This window comes from Shewanella zhuhaiensis, assembly GCF_022484835.1.
Classification (GTDB): Bacteria; Pseudomonadota; Gammaproteobacteria; order Enterobacterales; family Shewanellaceae; genus Shewanella; species Shewanella khirikhana.
The window spans coordinates 62,328-80,806 of record NZ_JAKUDL010000010.1; the positions used below are offsets into that span (position 1 = coordinate 62,328).

At 53.4% G+C, this 18,479-nt stretch carries 15 protein-coding genes, 1 tRNA gene and 1 pseudogene; 13 read left to right on the forward strand and 4 right to left on the reverse strand.

All coding sequences use genetic code 11. The features are described from left to right. The first annotated feature begins 271 nt into the window (after positions 1-271). The 9 genes and pseudogenes from MJ923_RS19200 to MJ923_RS19240 all read left to right on the forward strand — a co-directional run bounded on the left by MJ923_RS19200 (position 272) and on the right by MJ923_RS19240 (position 11,273). Positions 272-2,461, forward strand: a complete 2,190-nt coding sequence (locus MJ923_RS19200; RefSeq protein ID WP_240592471.1) for a M3 family metallopeptidase — start codon at positions 272-274, stop codon at positions 2,459-2,461. Positions 2,462-2,722: 261 nt separating this feature from the next. Continuing rightward, positions 2,723-4,918: a M3 family metallopeptidase gene (locus MJ923_RS19205; protein WP_240592472.1), complete on the forward strand. Its 2,196-nt coding sequence runs from the start codon at positions 2,723-2,725 to the stop codon at positions 4,916-4,918. A gap of 488 nt (positions 4,919-5,406) precedes the next feature. After that, a complete protein-coding gene (locus tag MJ923_RS19210; protein WP_240592473.1) occupies positions 5,407-7,461 on the forward strand; it encodes a bifunctional 2',3'-cyclic-nucleotide 2'-phosphodiesterase/3'-nucleotidase in 2,055 nt (684 codons plus the stop codon). A 596-nt stretch (positions 7,462-8,057) separates the two neighbouring features. Beyond that, positions 8,058-8,648, forward strand: coding sequence for a hypothetical protein (locus tag MJ923_RS19215; protein WP_126166720.1), 591 nt, complete (start codon positions 8,058-8,060; stop codon positions 8,646-8,648). A 127-nt stretch (positions 8,649-8,775) separates the two neighbouring features. Continuing rightward, positions 8,776-9,066 (forward strand): transposase, encoded by a 291-nt coding sequence (locus MJ923_RS20815; protein WP_276313180.1) that lies wholly within the window; start codon positions 8,776-8,778, stop codon positions 9,064-9,066. A gap of 235 nt (positions 9,067-9,301) precedes the next feature. Further along, positions 9,302-9,916 (forward strand): CPBP family glutamic-type intramembrane protease, encoded by a 615-nt coding sequence (locus tag MJ923_RS19225; RefSeq protein ID WP_240592504.1) that lies wholly within the window; start codon positions 9,302-9,304, stop codon positions 9,914-9,916. A gap of 44 nt (positions 9,917-9,960) precedes the next feature. Then, positions 9,961-10,539 (forward strand): hypothetical protein, encoded by a 579-nt coding sequence (locus tag MJ923_RS19230; RefSeq protein WP_240592474.1) that lies wholly within the window; start codon positions 9,961-9,963, stop codon positions 10,537-10,539. Between the two features lie 176 nt (positions 10,540-10,715). After that, positions 10,716-11,009 carry a hypothetical protein gene (locus MJ923_RS19235; protein WP_240592475.1) on the forward strand — a complete coding sequence of 98 codons (294 nt, stop codon included), beginning with the start codon at positions 10,716-10,718 and terminating at the stop codon, positions 11,007-11,009. A gap of 45 nt (positions 11,010-11,054) precedes the next feature. After that, positions 11,055-11,273: pseudogene (locus MJ923_RS19240) on the forward strand (DUF6500 family protein). A gap of 94 nt (positions 11,274-11,367) precedes the next feature. Here the strand turns inward: MJ923_RS19240 and MJ923_RS19245 are convergent. Both MJ923_RS19245 and MJ923_RS19250 read right to left on the reverse strand, forming a co-directional pair. Continuing rightward, complete coding sequence (locus MJ923_RS19245) at positions 11,368-12,216, reverse strand: M23 family metallopeptidase (protein ID WP_240592476.1); 849 nt, start codon at positions 12,214-12,216, stop codon at positions 11,368-11,370. Between the two features lie 36 nt (positions 12,217-12,252). Next, positions 12,253-13,137: a 6-carboxytetrahydropterin synthase gene (locus MJ923_RS19250; protein ID WP_240592477.1), complete on the reverse strand. Its 885-nt coding sequence runs from the start codon at positions 13,135-13,137 to the stop codon at positions 12,253-12,255. Between the two features lie 301 nt (positions 13,138-13,438). Here MJ923_RS19250 and MJ923_RS19255 point away from each other — a divergent pair, with 301 nt between their 5' ends. Beyond that, positions 13,439-14,152, forward strand: a complete 714-nt coding sequence (locus MJ923_RS19255; protein ID WP_240592478.1) for a DUF4336 domain-containing protein — start codon at positions 13,439-13,441, stop codon at positions 14,150-14,152. Positions 14,153-14,462: 310 nt separating this feature from the next. On the opposite strand, the gene yejK is transcribed toward MJ923_RS19255, so the two are convergent. Continuing rightward, positions 14,463-15,491 (reverse strand): nucleoid-associated protein YejK, encoded by a 1,029-nt coding sequence (gene yejK, locus MJ923_RS19260; protein WP_240592479.1) that lies wholly within the window; start codon positions 15,489-15,491, stop codon positions 14,463-14,465. 77 nt (positions 15,492-15,568) lie between these two features. On the opposite strand from yejK, the gene MJ923_RS19265 reads away from it, so the two are divergent. The 3 genes from MJ923_RS19265 (at position 15,569) to MJ923_RS19275 (ending at position 17,895) form a co-directional block, all read left to right on the forward strand. Continuing rightward, positions 15,569-15,787, forward strand: a complete 219-nt coding sequence (locus MJ923_RS19265; RefSeq protein WP_240592505.1) for a YejL family protein — start codon at positions 15,569-15,571, stop codon at positions 15,785-15,787. A 77-nt stretch (positions 15,788-15,864) separates the two neighbouring features. Next, the gene (locus MJ923_RS19270; RefSeq protein WP_240592480.1) at positions 15,865-17,649 is read left to right on the forward strand and encodes a DUF3413 domain-containing protein; all 1,785 of its coding nucleotides are present in this window, start codon (positions 15,865-15,867) and stop codon (positions 17,647-17,649) included. A gap of 169 nt (positions 17,650-17,818) precedes the next feature. Then, positions 17,819-17,895: transfer RNA gene (locus MJ923_RS19275), tRNA-Pro, on the forward strand. Between the two features lie 183 nt (positions 17,896-18,078). Here the strand turns inward: MJ923_RS19275 and MJ923_RS19280 are convergent. Next, positions 18,079-18,372, reverse strand: a complete 294-nt coding sequence (locus tag MJ923_RS19280) for a hypothetical protein (protein WP_240592481.1) — start codon at positions 18,370-18,372, stop codon at positions 18,079-18,081. Between the last annotated feature and the right edge of the window lie 107 nt (positions 18,373-18,479).

An 18,479-nucleotide genomic window follows, 5' to 3' on the forward strand; every position in this document is an offset into this window, starting at 1 on the left:
TCGTTTTTTTGTAAACAGCGTCAGCCCGGGATTAGCCCCAAACGGCGCAGTTTATCCAGTGTGCCACACCCAAGGCGCAGGAAATAACCATTTACTCATGCTTTGTTACAACAAATTCCCCAAGAGCCTTGGCGCTCTGTAGCTGACATGTTACACAAGGGGCTGACGCCGGATGGCGGCCGCCACCGGGCACTGTCATTGCTGCCCGGGCGCAGAATTCGAACATACATTTAGCCGCCATCTTCCACACACTCGATACAGGAAACGAACCATGAAGGGACAAACCCTCAAACCCCTCGTTGTCGCCATGACCCTGGCCCTGGGCCTGAGCGCCTGCGGCAATGATGACAACAAGGCTGCCACCCAGACGCCTGCCGCCAAGGTAGAAACTGAGGCAACAGCAGCGGTTGAGCAAACACCCGTAGCCGCTATCAACCCTTTCTTTGAGCCTTACAACACCTATCAGGACATTCCGGCCTTCGACAAAATCGAAGAAGCCCACTATCTGCCAGCCTACGAAGAAGGCATCAAGCGTCAAAAAGCTGAAATTCAGGCGATTATCGACAATTCCGACGCGCCTTCGTTCGCCAACACCATCGAAACCATGGAAAAAAGCGGTGAGCTTATCACCCGGGTTTCTTCGGTGTTTTACAACCTGACCTCAGCAGACACCAGCGCGGGCCTGCAGGCGATTTCCAAGCAAGTATCGCCCATGCTCTCGTCTGCCCGCGACGATATTTTCCTGAACGACAAACTGTTTGCCAAAGTCAAAGCAGTATACGACCAGCGTGACAGCCTGGGGCTGAACACCGCCCAAAGCCGCCTTTTGGAAGACACCTACAAGGCCTTTGCCCGCGGCGGCGCCAACCTCGATGAAGCCGGCAAAGCCAAACTGCGTGAACTGAATGAAAAAATCGGCAAGCTGAATCTGGAGTTTGGCGATAACGTGCTCGCCGAAACCAATGGTTTTGAGCTGGTTGTTGAAAACAAAGCAGATTTGTCAGGCCTGCCCCAGAGTGTAATTGATGTGGCCGCTGCCACCGCCAAGGCCCGTGGCAAGGAAGGAAAATGGGTGTTTACCACCTCGCGCCCATCCATCACTCCATTTTTAACCTACGCCGACAACCGCGAACTGCGCCAGCAGCTGTACACCGCCTATGTTGAGCGTGGCAATCACAACGATGCCCACGACAACAAAAAGATCCTGGCCGAGATTGCCGCGCTGCGCGCCGAACGCGCACAGCTGCTCGGCTACAAAACCCACGCCCACTACGTGCTGGAAGAAAACACTGCCCAAAATCCTGACAACGTTTATGCGCTGCTGGACAAGGTGTGGCCTGCTGCCATCAATCAGGCCAAGGCTGAAGTAGCCGAGATGCAAAAACTGATTGATGCCGAAGGCGGCAACTTCAAACTCGCCCCCTGGGACTGGGATTACTACGCCGACAAAATCCGCGTTGCCAAGTACAGCTTCAATGAGCAGGACACCCGCCCCTACTTTTCGCTGGATGCCACCATCGAAGGCGTGTTCTACACCGCCAATCGCTTGTTTGGCCTGACCTTCAAAGAGCGCAGCGACTTGCCCAAGTATCATGAAGATGTGCGCACCTGGGAAGTGTTCGATAAAGACGGCAAGCTGCTGGCCATTTTTATGGGCGACTACTACGTACGCGACTCCAAGCGTGGCGGTGCCTGGATGAACGCCTATCGCTCACAAAGCGGTCTGGGTGATGAGCGGGTGGCGCCGATTATCGTAAACGTGCTCAACTACCCGCGCCCAACCGCAACTGAGCCATCACTGCTGACCTTTGATGAAGCCAGCACCCTGTTCCACGAATTCGGCCATGCCCTGCACGGTATGCTGTCAAACGTTGAGTACGAAGCTCAGTCTGGCACCTCTGTACCCCGCGATTACGTTGAGTTCCCATCCCAGGTGACCGAAAACTGGATGACTCAGCCCGAAGTGCTGTCGCAGTTTGCCAAGCACTACAAAACCGGCGAAGTCATTCCTGATGAACTGGTGAAGAAAATCCAGGCCGCCAGCAAGTTCAATCAGGGCTTTGCCACGGTTGAATACCTTGCCGCCACCAAGCTTGACCTTGACTGGCATACCCTTGAGAGCAGCGAAGTGCAGGACGCTGCTGCTTTCGAAGCCGCCAGCCTCAAGAAGATGGGCCTGATTGATGAGATTGCGCCGCGCTACCGCTCCACTTACTTCAGCCACATATTCTCCGGCGGCTACTCGGCCGGTTACTATGGTTACATCTGGGCCGATATCCTCGGCGCCGATGCCTTCGAGGCGTTCCGCGAAAAAGGTATTTTCAACCAGGACACCGCCAAGGCATTTCGCGCGACTGTATTGTCTCAGGGTGGCAGTGAAGACCCCATGCTGCTGTACCGTGAATTCCGCGGTAAAGAAGCCAGCATTGAGCCACTGCTGAAAAGCCGCGGCCTGCTGTAAGCAGTTTTGCAGTAACAAACATCAAAGCGCCCAACAGGGCGCTTTTTTTATCATGGCCTTTTTATCAGGCGCTTGGCTCCAGCCACCTGCACCTCAACAGCGGCAAACAGGCTTGGTTACAATTTCGGCTGGCCAAATCCAGCGCAATCCCTTGCCCTGCCCTTGGCAATCCACCTGCGGGCTTGTTAAGGTAAGCGCCGGGAATCAATCGCATGCCAGGCCCCATTCCGGGCGCTTTTGGTCACGATTAACGGAGTCAAAATGCATAAATCACTTATCGCCACCGCCATCGGTGCCGCGCTGTTTTTGTCTGCCTGTAACGAACAAGCAAAAGAAGCCCCTGCGCAATCTCAAACAGCGGCGAAGCAGTCAAGTCAACCAGAGGCGACTGAACAAGTAACTACTGGGCAAGCAGCGACCGAGCCTGCAGCTACTGCTCAGGCCACCAATGTACTGATGAGCCCAAGCCCGCTCACTTATGGCGCGCCCCAGTTCGATAAAATCAACAACGCCGATATACTGCCCGCCTTCGAAGCAGGTCTTGCCGAGCACAACCAGCAAATTGAGGCCATAATCGCCAACCCGGATGCGCCAAGCTTTGACAACACCCTGGTAGCCATGGAGAAATCCGGCGCCATTTTGACCCGCACTCTGAAGGTGTTTTTTAACCTTTCCGGCCTGATGTCAAACGATGAAGTGCAGGCCATTGAAGGCAAGCTGGTACCCAAACTCACCGAGCACACCGACAACATCTATCTGAATGACAAGCTGTTTGCCCGTGTTGCCGCCGTGTTTGCCGCAAAGGAGAGCCTCAGCGCCGAAGACCAGCGTCTGGTGGATTTCTATTACAACCAGTTTGTCCGCGCCGGTGCCAAGTTGAATGATGCCGATAAAGCCAAAATGCGAGAGCTTAACGGCGAGCTTGCCAAACTCAGTACCGAGTTTAACCAGAACATTCTTAAGTCATTCAAAGACGATGTGCTGCTGGTCACTGACCGCGCCGAGCTTGCCGGCTTAAGTGACAGCGAAATTGACAGCCTCGCGGCCGCCGCCAAAGAAGCGGGTAAAGAAGGCTATTTAATCAGCCTGGTGAACACCACCCGCCAACCGCTGCTTGGCAGCCTTGAAAACCGAGCCCTGCGCGAAAAGCTGTGGAACACCTCTGCCAACCGCGCCATGGGCACCAATGGAGCGCTGGTCATCAAACTTGCCAAACTGCGGGCCGACAAGGCGGCACTGCTGGGCTTCCCAACCTGGGCTGACTATGTACTTGGCGATCAGATGGCCGCCAAGCCCGATGCCGTATTTGGCATTCTTGATGACCTCGCCCCCAAAGCCGTGGCCAAAGCCAAGGTGGAGGCAGCCGATATTCAGGCGCAAATCCAAGCCGCCGGTGCGGATTTTGAGCTTAAGCCATGGGACTGGGCCTTCTACGCCGAAAAGGTACGCAAAGCCAAATACGATTTGGATGAAAGCCAAATCAAGCCTTACTTCGAGTTCAATACCGTACTGAAAGACGGGCTCTTTTATGCCATGAACAAGTTCTACGGCATCAGCCTTAAAGAGCGCAAAGACTTGCCCGTGTGGCATCCGGACGTGCTCGCCTATGAAGTATTCAACGATGATGGCAGCTCGGTGGGGCTTTTCTATCTCGACCCTTACGCCCGCGTCGGTAAAAACGGCGGCGCCTGGATGGATGAGTTTGTCAGCCAAAGCTTCCTTAGCGGCAACAAGCCGGTGGTGTACAACGCGCTCAATATCCCCAAGCCTGCGGCCGGTCAGCCAACCCTGATGACCTTCGATGAAGTGACCACCCTGTTCCACGAATTTGGCCACGGCATTCACGGACTTTTCTCTCAGGTGAAATACCCAAGCCTTGCCGGTACCGCCACCGCCCGCGACTTTGTGGAGTTCCCGTCACAGGCCAACGAAGACTGGGCGGTAGACCCTGAGGTGCTGACCCACTACGCCAAACACTATCAAACCGGTGAAGCGATTCCGGCCGAGCTGTTGAAAAAAGTGCAGGCTGCCGCGAGCTTCAACCAGGGTTACGACACAGTGGAATATCTGGCCGCTGCGCTGCTGGACATGGAATGGCACTCCATAGGTCAGGACGCCAAAGTTGATGATATCAAGGCTTTCGAAGCCAAGGCGCTCGCCAAGCACGGCGTGGACTTTGGCCCTGTGCTGCCACGTTACCAGTCAACTTACTTCAGCCACATCTTTGCCGGTGGTTACTCCTCAGGTTACTACGCCTACCTTTGGACCGAAGTCTTTGCCGCAGACGCCTTTGCCCACACCATGGCCCAGGGAGGCCTGACCCGAGAGAACGGCGATAAGTACCGCAAAGCGATTTTGTCTATGGGTAACAGCCGGGATCTGATGCAGGATTACATCAACTTCCGTGGCCAAAAGCCCACAGTGGATGCGCTTTTGAAACGCCGCGGCCTGCTGTAATTGCTGCAAAAATCGATGTAACGACCAAAGCGCCCTTCGGGGCGCTTTTTTATTGCGCAGCTTTTAGTACGCAGCTTTTATTACACAGCTGTTATTGCACTTTTTTTGCAGCCACCTTTTGCCAACCGCCATTTACCAACTGGCATTTGTCGGCAGGCGTTTACAACCAGGCATTTACAGACAGTCGTTTACAGACAGCCATGCGCATTGGTTCATAAAGCCAGCAGCCGTGAGCCGGGACACAATTTGATACGCAGTTTCTGCTCCCCGGTCACATTTTTGCAAGCTGTAGAGCTGATACTCTTGCCGCTCCCAACGCTTTAATGCGCTGGGTTGGATGATGGAGCGTGCCCACAGAGGCATGCCCGGGGTAAGGGAAAGTCCGAATAAGTCCCGTGCTCGCGCTGCGCGGCCAGTCGTCGCGGACAAAGCCAGCGCTGCGCGAGGATGCATTCGTAGCTTCCCACATAATTTCAAGAGATATGGATATGAACCAAAAACATTTACTGGCGGTAACCATCGCCGCTGCATTGGGCGTAAGCGCCTGTGGCTCCGACAACGACAAAGTGGAAAAAGAAGTGCTGGTGGATCTGCGGGTAATGGAAACCACAGATCTGCACACCAACATCATGGACTTCAACTACTACAGCGGTAAAGAAGATCCAACCATCGGCCTGGCACGCACCGCCAGCCTTATCAAGGCCGCCGCCAAGGAAGCCCCAAACCATGTGCTGGTCGATAACGGCGACCTGCTACAGGGCAGCCCCATGGGCGACTATATGGCCAAAGTCGGCATTGCCGATGGCGCCGTACACCCTGCCTACAAGGCCATGAACCTGCTTGGCTACAGCGTGGGTAACATCGGCAACCACGAATTCAACTATGGCCTTGAGTTCCTCGAAAAATCCCTCGCCGGTGCAGAGTTCCCTTACATCAATGCCAACGTTTACTGCGCCGACGATAACGGCTGCTGGAAAGGCATTAAAAAGGGCGAGCACCTGTTCACCCCATACGTGATTGAAGAAAAAGAAGTTATCGACCAAAACGGCGATAAGCATGTGCTGAAAATCGGCTATATCGGCTTTGTGCCGCCGCAAATCATGCTGTGGGACAAGCAAAACCTCACCGGCAAGGTCGAACCCGCTGACATAGTGGAAACAGCCCAAAAATACGTGCCCGAAATGAAAGCCAAGGGCGCCGATATCATTATCGCCATCCCCCACTCCGGCATTGGTTCGGTGGAAAACCCAGGCGACCCAATGGCAGAGAACGCCACCTACGCCCTCACCCGGGTTGATGGCATCAACGCCATCATGTTCGGCCACAGCCACTCAATCTTCCCGGATGCACGTTACAGTGACCTGCCAAATACCGACGTGGAAAAAGGCCTGCTCAATGGCGTAGCCGCCGTGATGCCCGGCCGCTGGGGTGACAACCTCGGCGTGGTCGACTTTAAGCTGGCCCGCAAGGACGGCAAGTGGAGTGTGCTCGATGTTACAACCCAGGCCCGTCCCATTTACGATGGCGCCAACAAAGCGCCTCTGGTGGACGCCGACAAAGACATCCACGATGCTGTAGAGCTTGAGCATCAGGGCACCCTCGCCTTCGTCGACGAGCCTATCGGTGTGGCCGCAGCCGACATGTACAGCTTCCTCACCCTGGTGCAGGACGACCCAACAGTGCAAATCGTCTCTGACGCCCAAATTGCCAACGTCAAGGCCAAGCTGCCAGCATCGCTTGCACACCTGCCGGTGATATCGGCTTCCGCTCCCTTCAAGGCCGGTGGCCGCCACGGCACCACCTCGGATGCGGATCAGTACGTACAGGTAGACGCAGGCGAGCTGACCTTTAAGAACGCTGCTGACCTTTACCTCTACCCCAACACCATGGTGGCGGTAAAGGCTACAGGCGCTGAGCTTAAAGACTGGCTGGAATGCTCCGCCAATCAATTCAACCAGATTGACCCAGCCAAGAGCGAGCCGCAGTTCCTCATCAACTGGGCTGGCCATCCAACCTATAACTTCGATGTGCTCGACGGCATGACCTACAAGATTGACGTCACTCAGCCAAGCAAGTTCGACCGTGACTGTAAGGTTGTGAATGAGAACGCCAACCGCATCGTGGATTTGGCCTTTAAAGACAGCGACGGCAAGGTTTACAGTGGCGACGAGCTGCTGACCAAAGAGTTCATTGTTGCCTCCAACAACTACCGCGCCTTCGGTGGCAAGTTTGCCGGTACCGGCAGCGACCATGTGGTATTGGAGCTGCCAGATACCAACCGTGAAGCGCTGGCGGCCTATATCACCGCCGAGTCGAAGTACAACGAAACCACCGGCAATTACGATGGCATGGTTAACCCCACCGCCGACTACAACTGGGACTTTGTGACCATCAATAGCGCTGTGACGCTGGATGTGCGTTTCGAAACCCAGGACAGTGCCAAGGCCGATGCCTTTATCGAGCAAAACAAGCAGCGCGCCATGACCAAGGTCGGCAAAGACGAGCTGGGTTATGCTGTGTATCGCATCGATTTGAGCAAATAAGCCACCAGCTTGCTTACCAGCCTATGACTCAAAAAGCGCCTTCGGGCGCTTTTTTTTATTGCACTATTCGTTATTTGGCCGTATTCGGGGCCTTTGAGCCGTACTTAAGGCCTGTATCTGGTCCGCAGGCGGCCAATATCCGATTTCACCTTGATATCACATAGAGGCTGTTTTACCTTAGGCACTCCGGCAAAACACAACTAGCTTGTGTTAAGAAAAGGACGTTAAATCAGGAATTAAGCAGTATCTCATACGCTTAAACTTCCAATGATAGCAACCAATAGCAGCAAGGAGAGCCCGGCAGTCTGGTGGCCAAAATCAGTGGCGGAAGCGTGCCTGAAGCCTGAGCGCCGCTGGCCGCTTTCCCAAAGCCAAAAGACTCAAAGCCAAGAGACTCAAAGCCAAGAGACTCAAAGCCCCTGAGTCCCTCGAGGTTGGCAACTCAACAATCAAAAACACGGCGTGGGGTAGTGAAACGCTATCCGTCAAACACCAACCGCTGATATTCATTATCCAATAATCGAATCGCACCGTTTTGCCGTAAAGGCGAAGCCTGGCTCGACGTTTATCCTCCATTTATTGAAGACATTTTTAACATGCACATAAAAGATAAAGTGAAAGAAGTCGCCGGAAAAATCCTGTTTGAACTCACCATAGTTTCTGCGGGTATCTTGTTGGCACTGGCGGTAAATTCCTGGTACCAGGGATACCAGCAAAGGCTACAAGCCGACAACTTGCTGAAAAAAGTTGAATTTGAAATCAATAACAACCTTAAAAGCCTTCAGCAAGTCAGCGCCACATTTGCCAGCAGTATTGCCCAAACCAACGGATACCTCTCAACCCTGAGCGCCGGGAAAAGCACCGAATTCGACTACGAATTGCGGATTCTGGACGTGGATTTTGCCGTATGGAAATTTTCCCAGCACCGGGCAGAGCTCGACCAGTTACCCGTTGAACTATTGATTGATATTTCAGAAAGTTACCGGGCACTGGAAAAAGCGGAGTCCCTCACCAATGAACTGGCATTCTCGAAAATGGAGCAGATTGCCGCCGATATGGATGGCAAAGAAGAAGCTGTGCTGAAAAAGCTGCTGATTGAACTGAAACAAGTGCAGTTTCACCTAAATGTCGCCCAAGGCAAAATGCAAAAAAGCATTCAGGTCATCAACCAGTATCATGAGGCATAACCCGCCAACTGAGCGGGCACTTTCAGGAAGTCTAAAAGCACTCTCTATCACTCGCCAGCTGTAGTGCTCTAATGGATCCGGACACCATTTTAGGTGGTAAAGTTGCCATCTGATGACGAGGTGTTTCATGGCCAGAAAAAGACGTTCCTTTACCCCAGAGTTCAAACTTGAGGCTGCCAGTTTAGTGCTCCACCGAGGTTATTCCATCCCCGAGGCCTGCCGTTCACTCGATATCAGGGAGTCAGCACTCAGACGCTGGGTTAGTCAGTTGGAAGCCGAGCGTAGCGTCGCGCTCTGGCCGCCAATGGCCCTGGCCGCCCGGCCGATACCTTCAGCCGATACCTGCATCAGCAAGAGCCAAGGCGGCGTGGCAATTAGGGCTCACACCTCAATATTTGATAATGGCAATAGTGATTAAAAGCGGCTCAGGTCGGCAGTTGACGAAAGAACGATTTTCCACTGCAACCTTCTTATACAGCTAATACGTCATAGAAATTATGTATAAATACAATAACAAGCAATACATTAAACTACTAATTCTCTTCTCGCTGGGGTTGCTGGGTGTGTTATCCGCCCTGCCGCTCGTTCCCAAACTGATACTGCTTACCGGCGAACGGCCACCAGTGTCTACGGGATTACTACAATTGATTTCGGTGCTTCAGTCGTCACTGCTGGTACTGGCGATGGTGCTGCTTGGCGACTGGACTGGCCCGAAAGTTAAGCTAGGTACGCCTGTCATTGACGCCCTGCTCGCAGGCGACTCCGTGGCCACACGGCTCAAAGCAATGCTGTTGCCGGCCATTGTGGGTGGCATTCTCGGCGGAGTGCTACTGGTCGCTTTCTTTGCCTTCTCAGCCCCCTCGCTGCCAGCAGGGTTTCTCGAAAACGGCCGAGAATTTTCACCGCCCATTTACACCAGGCTCCTTTATGGCGGGATCACCGAAGAAGTGCTTATCCGCTACGGACTGATGTCGTTTTTTACCTGGGTTATATACAGGCTCAGCCAAAAGCCGGGGGCCGAGACAGGCGCGCACTGTTATTTGCTTGCGATTTTGCTGTCATCCATTCTCTTTGGAGTTGGCCATTTACCGGTTGCGAGTCTGCTTTCAGTGGAGCTTACTCCCGCGCTGATAACCTACATCATCATCGGAAACAGCATTTTGGGTGTGATAGCCGGATTGCTGTATTGGCGAAGGGGCCTTGAGGCCGCCATCCTCGCCCATATGCTGGCGCATCTGGTAATGATTGCCGGTGAGTGGTTTATGTAAACCGACAGAGAGCTTTAAAAATCACATTAAAAGAAGACGTTACTATGAATACAGTCGCCAGTCTTTTGTTATTGGGTTTATCTGTTTCCTCCGCCACGGATGAAACCTCTATTTACGATGCAGACTTTACCCAGCTGCAGTTAGCCAAAGAGCGTTTATTAACCGAGATGAGCGCCACTCTTGAAGCTAAATCTGAATTTGATGCTTTGCTGCAAAGGCTCATGCAGGAAAACATCTCTCCCGGGGACATAGAAGATGGCAGTCATAGCGGCGAATTTGCAGACAGATACCATGCAGTGATGGCTGAGGCTAATGCCCGGATCAATGGGATTAAAGAGGTACAACAGCAAATAACGGCTATTATTTCAGGGCTTTGGGGGAAGTACCACAGGGTGAGTGAGCTTTGCGATATTGCCTTCCCCAAGGCTAAGGTCACGCAATTGCTCGAAAACCACGCCCTGGACAATCAGCGATATCATCAGGCCTATCAGTCGCTTTCCAACTTATCCGTTACCGAGTTCATTTGTGAAGATCAGGCATTTTATAATCAGGGAATCGAGGCTATCAGCGGCATGTTGGAGCAATTGAATGCCCCCATTATGCCATTTTACCAAGAGCAATAACCCGGGCCTGCCCAGTGACGTAACTTTTTATCACGCCACTGTATTGCTGTGACATGCCAGCTCGCCCTGTTTTCGGTTACATTTACCACTTTAAGCGAGTATTTAACTTGATTGACATTATGCAAAGTGTGGCGCAAAGGCTCTACCCTATTCGCAACTTGTGGTTACTACTCGGTATGCTTTGCCTTATCGGAACGGTCTGGATTTTGGTTGCCGGCGGCAGTGAGTTTGACCCCTATCTGATGCCCACCATTGCTGGCTTTGGCTGGTCATTTTGTTTGTACGGTATTGCCAAGCAGTTTAATCGGGTACCCGAGAAAATCATGCCCGGCGACGGCATTTGGCAACGCTGCAAAAAACGTCTGAAGCGCTTTGTCAGCTGGGTATGGCTGCTGCTCGCACTAAATTGTACCCTGCTGCTGATTTATTCGAGCTTTAGGATCCTTGGTTTTGCCATGGCTCATCACTAACACCAAAACTTAAGCACATGAGTTTTAAATAATTAAATAACTATTATGAGAGAATCACTTAGAGAAAAGGTCATTCAGGTTTGCCGAAAGAAAATTGCTAAAACGGGAGAGACTGTGGGTGTCTCTTTCTATGCCTTTTTTGCCAACCGCAATGATGATCCTGAGCTGTTGATGGAAGCCGCAACCTAGTGGATCCAAACCCACCGGCTGGACCATTTTGAAAAAGCCACCAAAATCATAGCCATGGTAGAGGCAGGCGTCTAAAGCATCGCCTTTTCTATTGTTCTGGATTAACCAGATAAATAAAAGCCGCAACTAGAGTGCGGCGTCTTTATTCTGATGAAGCGAGGTGGCTGAGCTAGTGTTTGGCAACTTTGGCAGCGTCTTTTTGGGCCAGCACGTCTTTCATGGATGGCACCAGGGTAGCAGGGTCGAGGCGCATCTGATACCAGTTCAGGCGCCAGTCGAGATGCGGGCCGTTGGCACGGCCGGTGGCGCCGACTTCGGCTATCTTGTCACCCTGTTTCACACTATCGCCAACTTTAAGGTAAAGTTTTGATAAGTGTAGAAAACTTGAACTTACACCATAGCCATGGTCAATGATTATGGTGCCGCCGGAGTAGAACATATCCGGCACTGCCAGCGTGACCACACCATCGGCTGGAGCAATGACCACAGTGCCGGTTTTGGCGGCTACATCCACACCAAAGTGCGGATTACCGGGCACGCCGTTATACACCCGCTGGCTGCCATATACTCCCGAGATACGGCCGGTTAACGGCCAGATAAAGGGCTTGGCAAAGGCGGTGATATCCGAATCCGTGGCTCGGGCGGCCTTGGTCATGGCGCTGTCTTTGGCGGCGCGCTCCTGCGCCTTGGGATCAGGTTTCATGATTTTCTGGGCAATGCCATTCACCTCAGAAATCCGGTACTCCCGTTTGGCAAAAGTCAGGGGCTTGATTTCCGTGAGGCCATCGGCATACACCACCTGCAGCGTTTGCTTAAGCTCGCCTTCACGCTCGACGCCAAAAGCGAATTCCCCCTCCGGGGTCACTCTCAATGGCGTGCCATTCAGACTGACATTGCTGCCTGCAGGCACCTTGCCACGGATAAGTGAGCCCTGCTCCATCTTGCCACTGAGTTCAATCTGCGCCATTACGCCGGGGCTGAGTGTCAGTAACAGGGCGGCAATCCAGGGCTTTATCATCGGAGAATGTCCTTTCAGGTAGCGAGTTTACAACGTTCAGTCGGCGGCGATTTCGGCGGCGGCAATGGCGCCTTTGCCAATACCTTCGTAGGCAATCACTTTAAAGTGGCTGCCGGGTACCTTCTGGGCGAGGGTTTTGGCCATAAAATCGGCCAGCAGCTCTACCGTGGTGTCGTGGGGAATGATGTCGCAAATGGCCTTGGGCATCGCGAGCTGGAAATCTCCCTGGGGCGCCTGATAGCGAAAACCGATGTGGGACTCATCATCAATACGGCACTGCGCCGACAATTCCAGTTCCGCCACAGGCACTACATCTTCTTCAGTGCCAAGGTAAATATCCTTCCAGCGCTTGGCCCAGTAGGCGTCCCAGTCCGGAGCACTTTCACCGTTTTCAAATATCTGCACCGGGCTGCGATGACCGTGGGCAATGCGCTGGCAATTGCCATCGTGCTTTTTAAGTCCATGGCTGTAATGATAAAACGGGCCACTCAGGGACTCGGTTCTGAGGGTGAGATGAATACCGTCGACGTTGTTCGGCAAGGCTTCCCGCAGGGCTTTTCGCAGGAAGGCATTCACGGCCTCGAAGTCGACTCTCTCGGCAGGGATCAGTGCAAAAGCCTGACTTGGGCAAGCCAGGTGGATGTTGCCCACATCGCTGTGAAAATCCATCCATACCCTGTCGCCCTGCTGCTGCCAGCGCACATTGGATGAGGCCGTGGGGATAAGCAGCCGGTGGTCGGCCACTCTGTCGATGGTGTCTTTAATGGTGCGTTTTACCTTGGCAAAATCCAGCACCATATTTTGACTGTCCAGGCCCCCTTCGAGGACCACATCGACTATCCAGCTCTCGCCCACCATGCCGCGCTCGGCGCAGAGGTAGGAAAAATCGAGAACCGTTAAATCTTTTACAAAAAGTTGCATAACTCTCCCGGGCAGAGAAACAGTCTGCCGTGATTAGCGACCAAGCCGCAACACTGCCAACGGACAATCGCCGAAAAGCAGGCATTCAAAAATCAATTCTAAACAATTCACACGCCTGCGGCGAGCCTCAATGGCCGTTAGCGGGCGAAATTTACGCCGCTCGCCAACGGCTTGTTCCAAAGTGTTAGCCGGTGGGCAGCGAGCAGTACCATTGCCTGATGTGCAGCCTGTGCATTAAGCGTACAATCGCGGTTGCCCAGGCGCGCTTACCTTACTTTGTCCGGCAGTCAAAGGAGATGACATGATTAGCTTCGCCCCCGACATCTTTGTGTTTGATGGCCCCGCCGTGTCTTTTTACGGCATGCCTTATACCACCCGCATGACCATAGTGCGCCTGAAAAATGGCAAGCTGTGGGTGCACTCCCCCATTGAATTGCATGATGAGCTGATAACTCAGGTCAATGCCCTTGGGGAAGTGGCTTACCTTATCGCCCCCAATAAGTTGCACCATTTGTTTGTGGCCTCCTGGCAGGCTCGCTGGCCTGATGCCAGCGCATGGGCGGCGCCCGGGGTGGCTGCCAAATGCCAGCATCTGCATTTTGATGCCGATCTTACCGACAAGGTGCCCGCTGAATGGCTAGGTGAGATTGAGCAGTGCATATTTAAAGGCTCGCCAGTCATGGAAGAAGCCGTGTTTTTCCATAAGAGTTCGCGCACCCTTATCCTTACCGATTTAATTGAAAACTTCAGCCCAGGCCACTTTAAGGCGTGGCAGCGGCCTATTGCCCGCATCACCGGCATTCTTGCGCCCAACGGCAAGACGCCACTGGACTGGCGTTTATCCTTTATGAAAGGTCGTCACAAAGCCAAAGCAGCGGTGGCCCAGTTCAGGCGCTGGCAACCTGAACATTTGATTGTTGCCCATGGCGAGTGTGTGCATCACAATGCCATGGCCTTTGTCGAGCGCTCATTCAGTTGGGTGGGACTGCCGGAAATCGAGCCCGAAGCGGTATAGAATAGGTCTAGCAGCGGTACAGAAGAGGTATAGCGGCGATAAAAAGGCTTCAAATGCGCCCGAAATGCAGCTGCGCCGAATAGCCAAACTTCGGCGAATGAGCTGCCAAATAGCAGTTAACGCGCAGCCATCTTCAGCGAAAACGTCTGCAAGCACAGCCATAGTTAGAACGCAGATTTGGCATCAGCTTTGAGTAAGTACTGTATCGGTAAGGCGGTATCGGTAAAGCGGCATCAGTAAGCCGACAAAAAGGCGACCCGTAGGTCGCCTTTTTTAGTCAGTGTGCCTGCATCGGCTAACGATAAGTGGCTTACTCGCCTTTTAGACGGCGATGCAGCTGGTCTTTCAGATTCGCCGGTACGCCCTTTATCAGCAGGGTGTCGGAGATGGGGTCGTAAATCACCCGCTCGCCCAGATGATGGCCATCGAAACTGATGGTGACACCGCCGCCGGTACCAGAGAACTTTTTCAGCTGGCGCAGGGTCGACTTGTCCACCGGGAACTCGTCTTCCAGCTCGTAATCGCCGGTGGTGGCAAAATCGTAGAAGGAGTCCATGCCAGAGTCGGCAAGCTCATCGGCCAGATCTTTAATGTCCACCTCGGCGCCTGCATCGAAACGCTCGGAGCAGTAGTCAAACACCTTGTCTCGGCACGCCTGGCGCTCGTCTTTGGTCAGTTCGCTGCCAGCAACAAAGTCTTCCACCGCAATCATCAGGCTCTTGTTTTGTGCCTTGGGGTTAATGCCCTCAACGCAGCCCATAAAATCGAGGAAGAAATCCGCCACCTTGCGCCCGGCGCGGCCACGGATAAAGGAGATGTACTTGCGGCTTTCTTTATCGGCCTGCCAGTCGGTCAAATCGATACGGGCCGCCAGCTGAATATTGCTGAGATCCAAATGATTTACCTGGGTCAGCTCCATATCGTCCAGTACGGTCATGGATGACTTGGCGCTCAGCAGCGCCACAAACAGATAGTCGCTCGCCATATGGCGGTAGCAAGCCATCAGCAAAAAGCCGCCCTGGCTGAAATCGTATTTGCCAAGCTCTTCCTGCAACAGCTTACTGGCAAGACCGGTAAACTCCACAAAGCCGAGGCCACCATCGAGGTAGTCTTTCAGACCATTGGCAAAGGCCGGATTGGCTTCGCCATCATCCCCGTGGGTGCCAAAAAAGCCAAAACCCTTACCGGATTTGCTGGTGTAGGACTGATGCAGCTCTTCAAGCATCAGCTCCACCGCCTGGCTGTTCAGCAGCGGCTGTGGACGAAGACGGCAGTTTAACTGCCCCTCATGGTTTTGGGCGATTTCATGAATGATGGCCTGTTCTACTTTAATCGTCATACGCCTTGATAGTGATAGCCGTGGAAATCCGGTATTATATGCCGCTAACCCAATCCTTTGTGAATCATTTTTTGACTATGGCAATTCAATCCAAATACTCCAATACCCAAGTAGAAACCCTGCTCGCCGAAGTGCTGGCGGTGCTTGAAAAGCATCAGGCCCCCACCGATCTGAGCCTGATGATACTGGGCAACAGCGTCAGCCACCTGCTGGAAACCAAGGTACCGGCCGCCAGCCGCGCCGCCGTGGCAGAACAATTTGCCAAAGTACTGGTGCAATCGGTCTCCAAAGCCTGATAAAACTGGCACAGGCACAGAAAAAGTGCTTAAGATACCAAGGTGTTAACCAGCCCCAAGGATAAAGAGCGAGCGGCATGGTCGAAAGGAAACAACAACTGGTGCGTGACAAGGTCTCCCGGTTGGTCAATTGGGGCCACTGGTTTGCCCTGTTTAATGGCTTTCTGGCACTGATTGTCGGCAGCCGCTATCTGGAAACCGTCGGCCTGCCCGAAACCCTGATGGGCTGGGGCTATTTGGCGCTGGCCAGCGTCGGTCAGTTCGCCTTTTTGGCGTTTCTGGTTTACCTGTTGGTGTTGTTCCCGGTCACCCTGCTGTTACCTTATTCGAAGATCCTCCGCGGTCTTGCGGCCACAGTGGCCACCCTCGGGCTGTGTGTGCTCCTGTACGACACCATAGTCTACGACGACTACGGCGTGCACCTGTCGCCCTTTGCCTTCGACGTGGCCTGGGCCGATCTGCACTCGCTGCTCAGAGGCACCTCCTACATAGTGACCCCCATTGGTATTTTGGCGCTGGAGCTCACCGCTGCCAACTTCCTGTGGAAGCGGATTGGCAAAATTGAAAAGCGTCACCTCGGCGGCAAAGTGGCAGCCGTGATTGGCGCCTGCTTTGTGGCAAGTCACCTTATCCATATTTGGGGGGATGCGGCGGATGTAAAAGACATCACCCGCTACGATGACGCCTACCCGCTGTTTTACCCCGCCACCGCCAAGAGCTTTATGGAATCCCACGGCATTGACAGCCGCGACCGCGATTTGGGGCCGGAGGATTTACAAACCTTAAGCTATCCGCTGTCAGCCCTTGAGTGCAGTGCCAGCAGCCAGCCCAACGTACTACTGCTTGCCATCGACAGTCTGCGGGCCGACATGCTGAACCCGCAAACCATGCCGTTTTTAAGCCAATATGCGGCGGCCAATCAGCAATTTGACAAGCATTTAAGCGGCGGCAATCAGTTCCAAAGTGGCATGTTTTCGCTGATGTACGGCCTGCAGGGCAGCTACATGGGCGCATCAGACTTCCAGAACCGCTCCCCGGAGCTTACCCAGGGCTTTTTGGCTGCCGGTTATCAACTGGCCCGCTTTGGCCCCGCCTCAAACGAATTCAGTCCTCGGCCACTGGCGACCCTCAATGACTTTGCTGCCACCCTGGTGGAAGACAGCGAGTCACGGGCACTGGCGGACATTCAAAGCCGCGAAGCCTTTGATAATTGGCGCAAATCACAGCACAGCCCCTGGTTTGCGCTGGTAAACTTTGGCGCCGCCGAAACCTACGACACCCCCATCGGCTTTGCCGGTATCGAAACCATAAAGGCGCCACAGGGCATGGCGCCGGCGCAACGGGTACTGTTTAACCAGTACCGCCAGTCGCTGTACTTTATCGACGGTGAAATCAAAGCCCTTGTTGAGTCCCTGCCCACCGATACCCTGGTGATTATCACCGGTGTCAGCGGCAAGGCCTTTACCAGCAATGAGTCAGAGGCGCGCCGCGATTTATCGCCCCAGGCGGTGCGGGTACCTATGATTATTCACTGGCCCAAGGGTGAAACCGGTACAGTGAACTATGCCACCAGCCATCACGGCCTGGCGCCAACCCTGATGACCAAGGTGTTAGGCTGCACCAACCCCACTACCGACTACAGTGCCGGGCGCCAGTTGTTGGTACCAAGCGAACAGCCCTGGGTGTATGTGGGTGACAACCGATTCTTCGCCATTTATCAGGACGATGAAATCACGGTTATCGACCGCCACGGCAAATACGATATCTACAGCAGCGACTTCAAGACCCGCCTGCACAAGAAACTCAGCGCCCCGGATCTTATCCAGGTGATGCGCGAAGGACGGCGTCTCTATCGTCACTGAAATGCCCTGCCAGACGGTGTTTGACGACAAAATGATTGCTTAGGACACAAACTAAGCAATCAAACCAAATAGTTGTCATCAAGGCTTGCACTGCTTGGCGGCTCTTGATAAAGTTCGCCTCGTTGAGACGGCAACGGCTTTACGCCACTGCGCAGCCACTCAGCAATATCGGTATGTAGCGCAGCCTGGTAGCGCACTGTCATGGGGTGTCAGGGGTCGGAGGTTCGAATCCTCTCATACCGACCAAATTCAACAAAAAAGCTCAGCAGCAATGCTGGGCTTTTTTGTTATTTCCCCAAAGGAACTTTGTCAGAACCAGTAGCGCGCAGTCTAAATTGTAGCGCGCCGCCAAGAATGACAAATCACGCCGCCAAGAATGACAAAAACTAAAAGCCCTTAGCGAGCCTTTACCGCTCTTTTAAACAGTCCTTAAACCTCTATCTCAGTAAATGGCAGGTCGGCGGCTTGGCCTTGGAGCTGACCATCGATGATGTAAACCTTGCCGCTGGCAATACCCTCCCCTAACACTGTCTGATAGCTGCCATCGGCGTGCTGCACTGTCGTCATGCCATTTGACACCGATACAACGGTCGCAACAGCACGTTGAGGCTTGGGATTAAGCTGGCTAAATCGCTGGTAGAAGTCAGGTCCAATCAGCCTCGTCTCATACCGACCAAATTCAACAAAAAGCTCAGCAGCAATGCTGGGCTTTTTCGTTTTCAAATCACGACTATCACTCCCCCAACCAAAGCGAACAATCGACCAAAATACTACTGACACAGCCGTCAAATTCAGCAGTTACCGCTGTTGCCTGTTGTGAACGAAGCGTT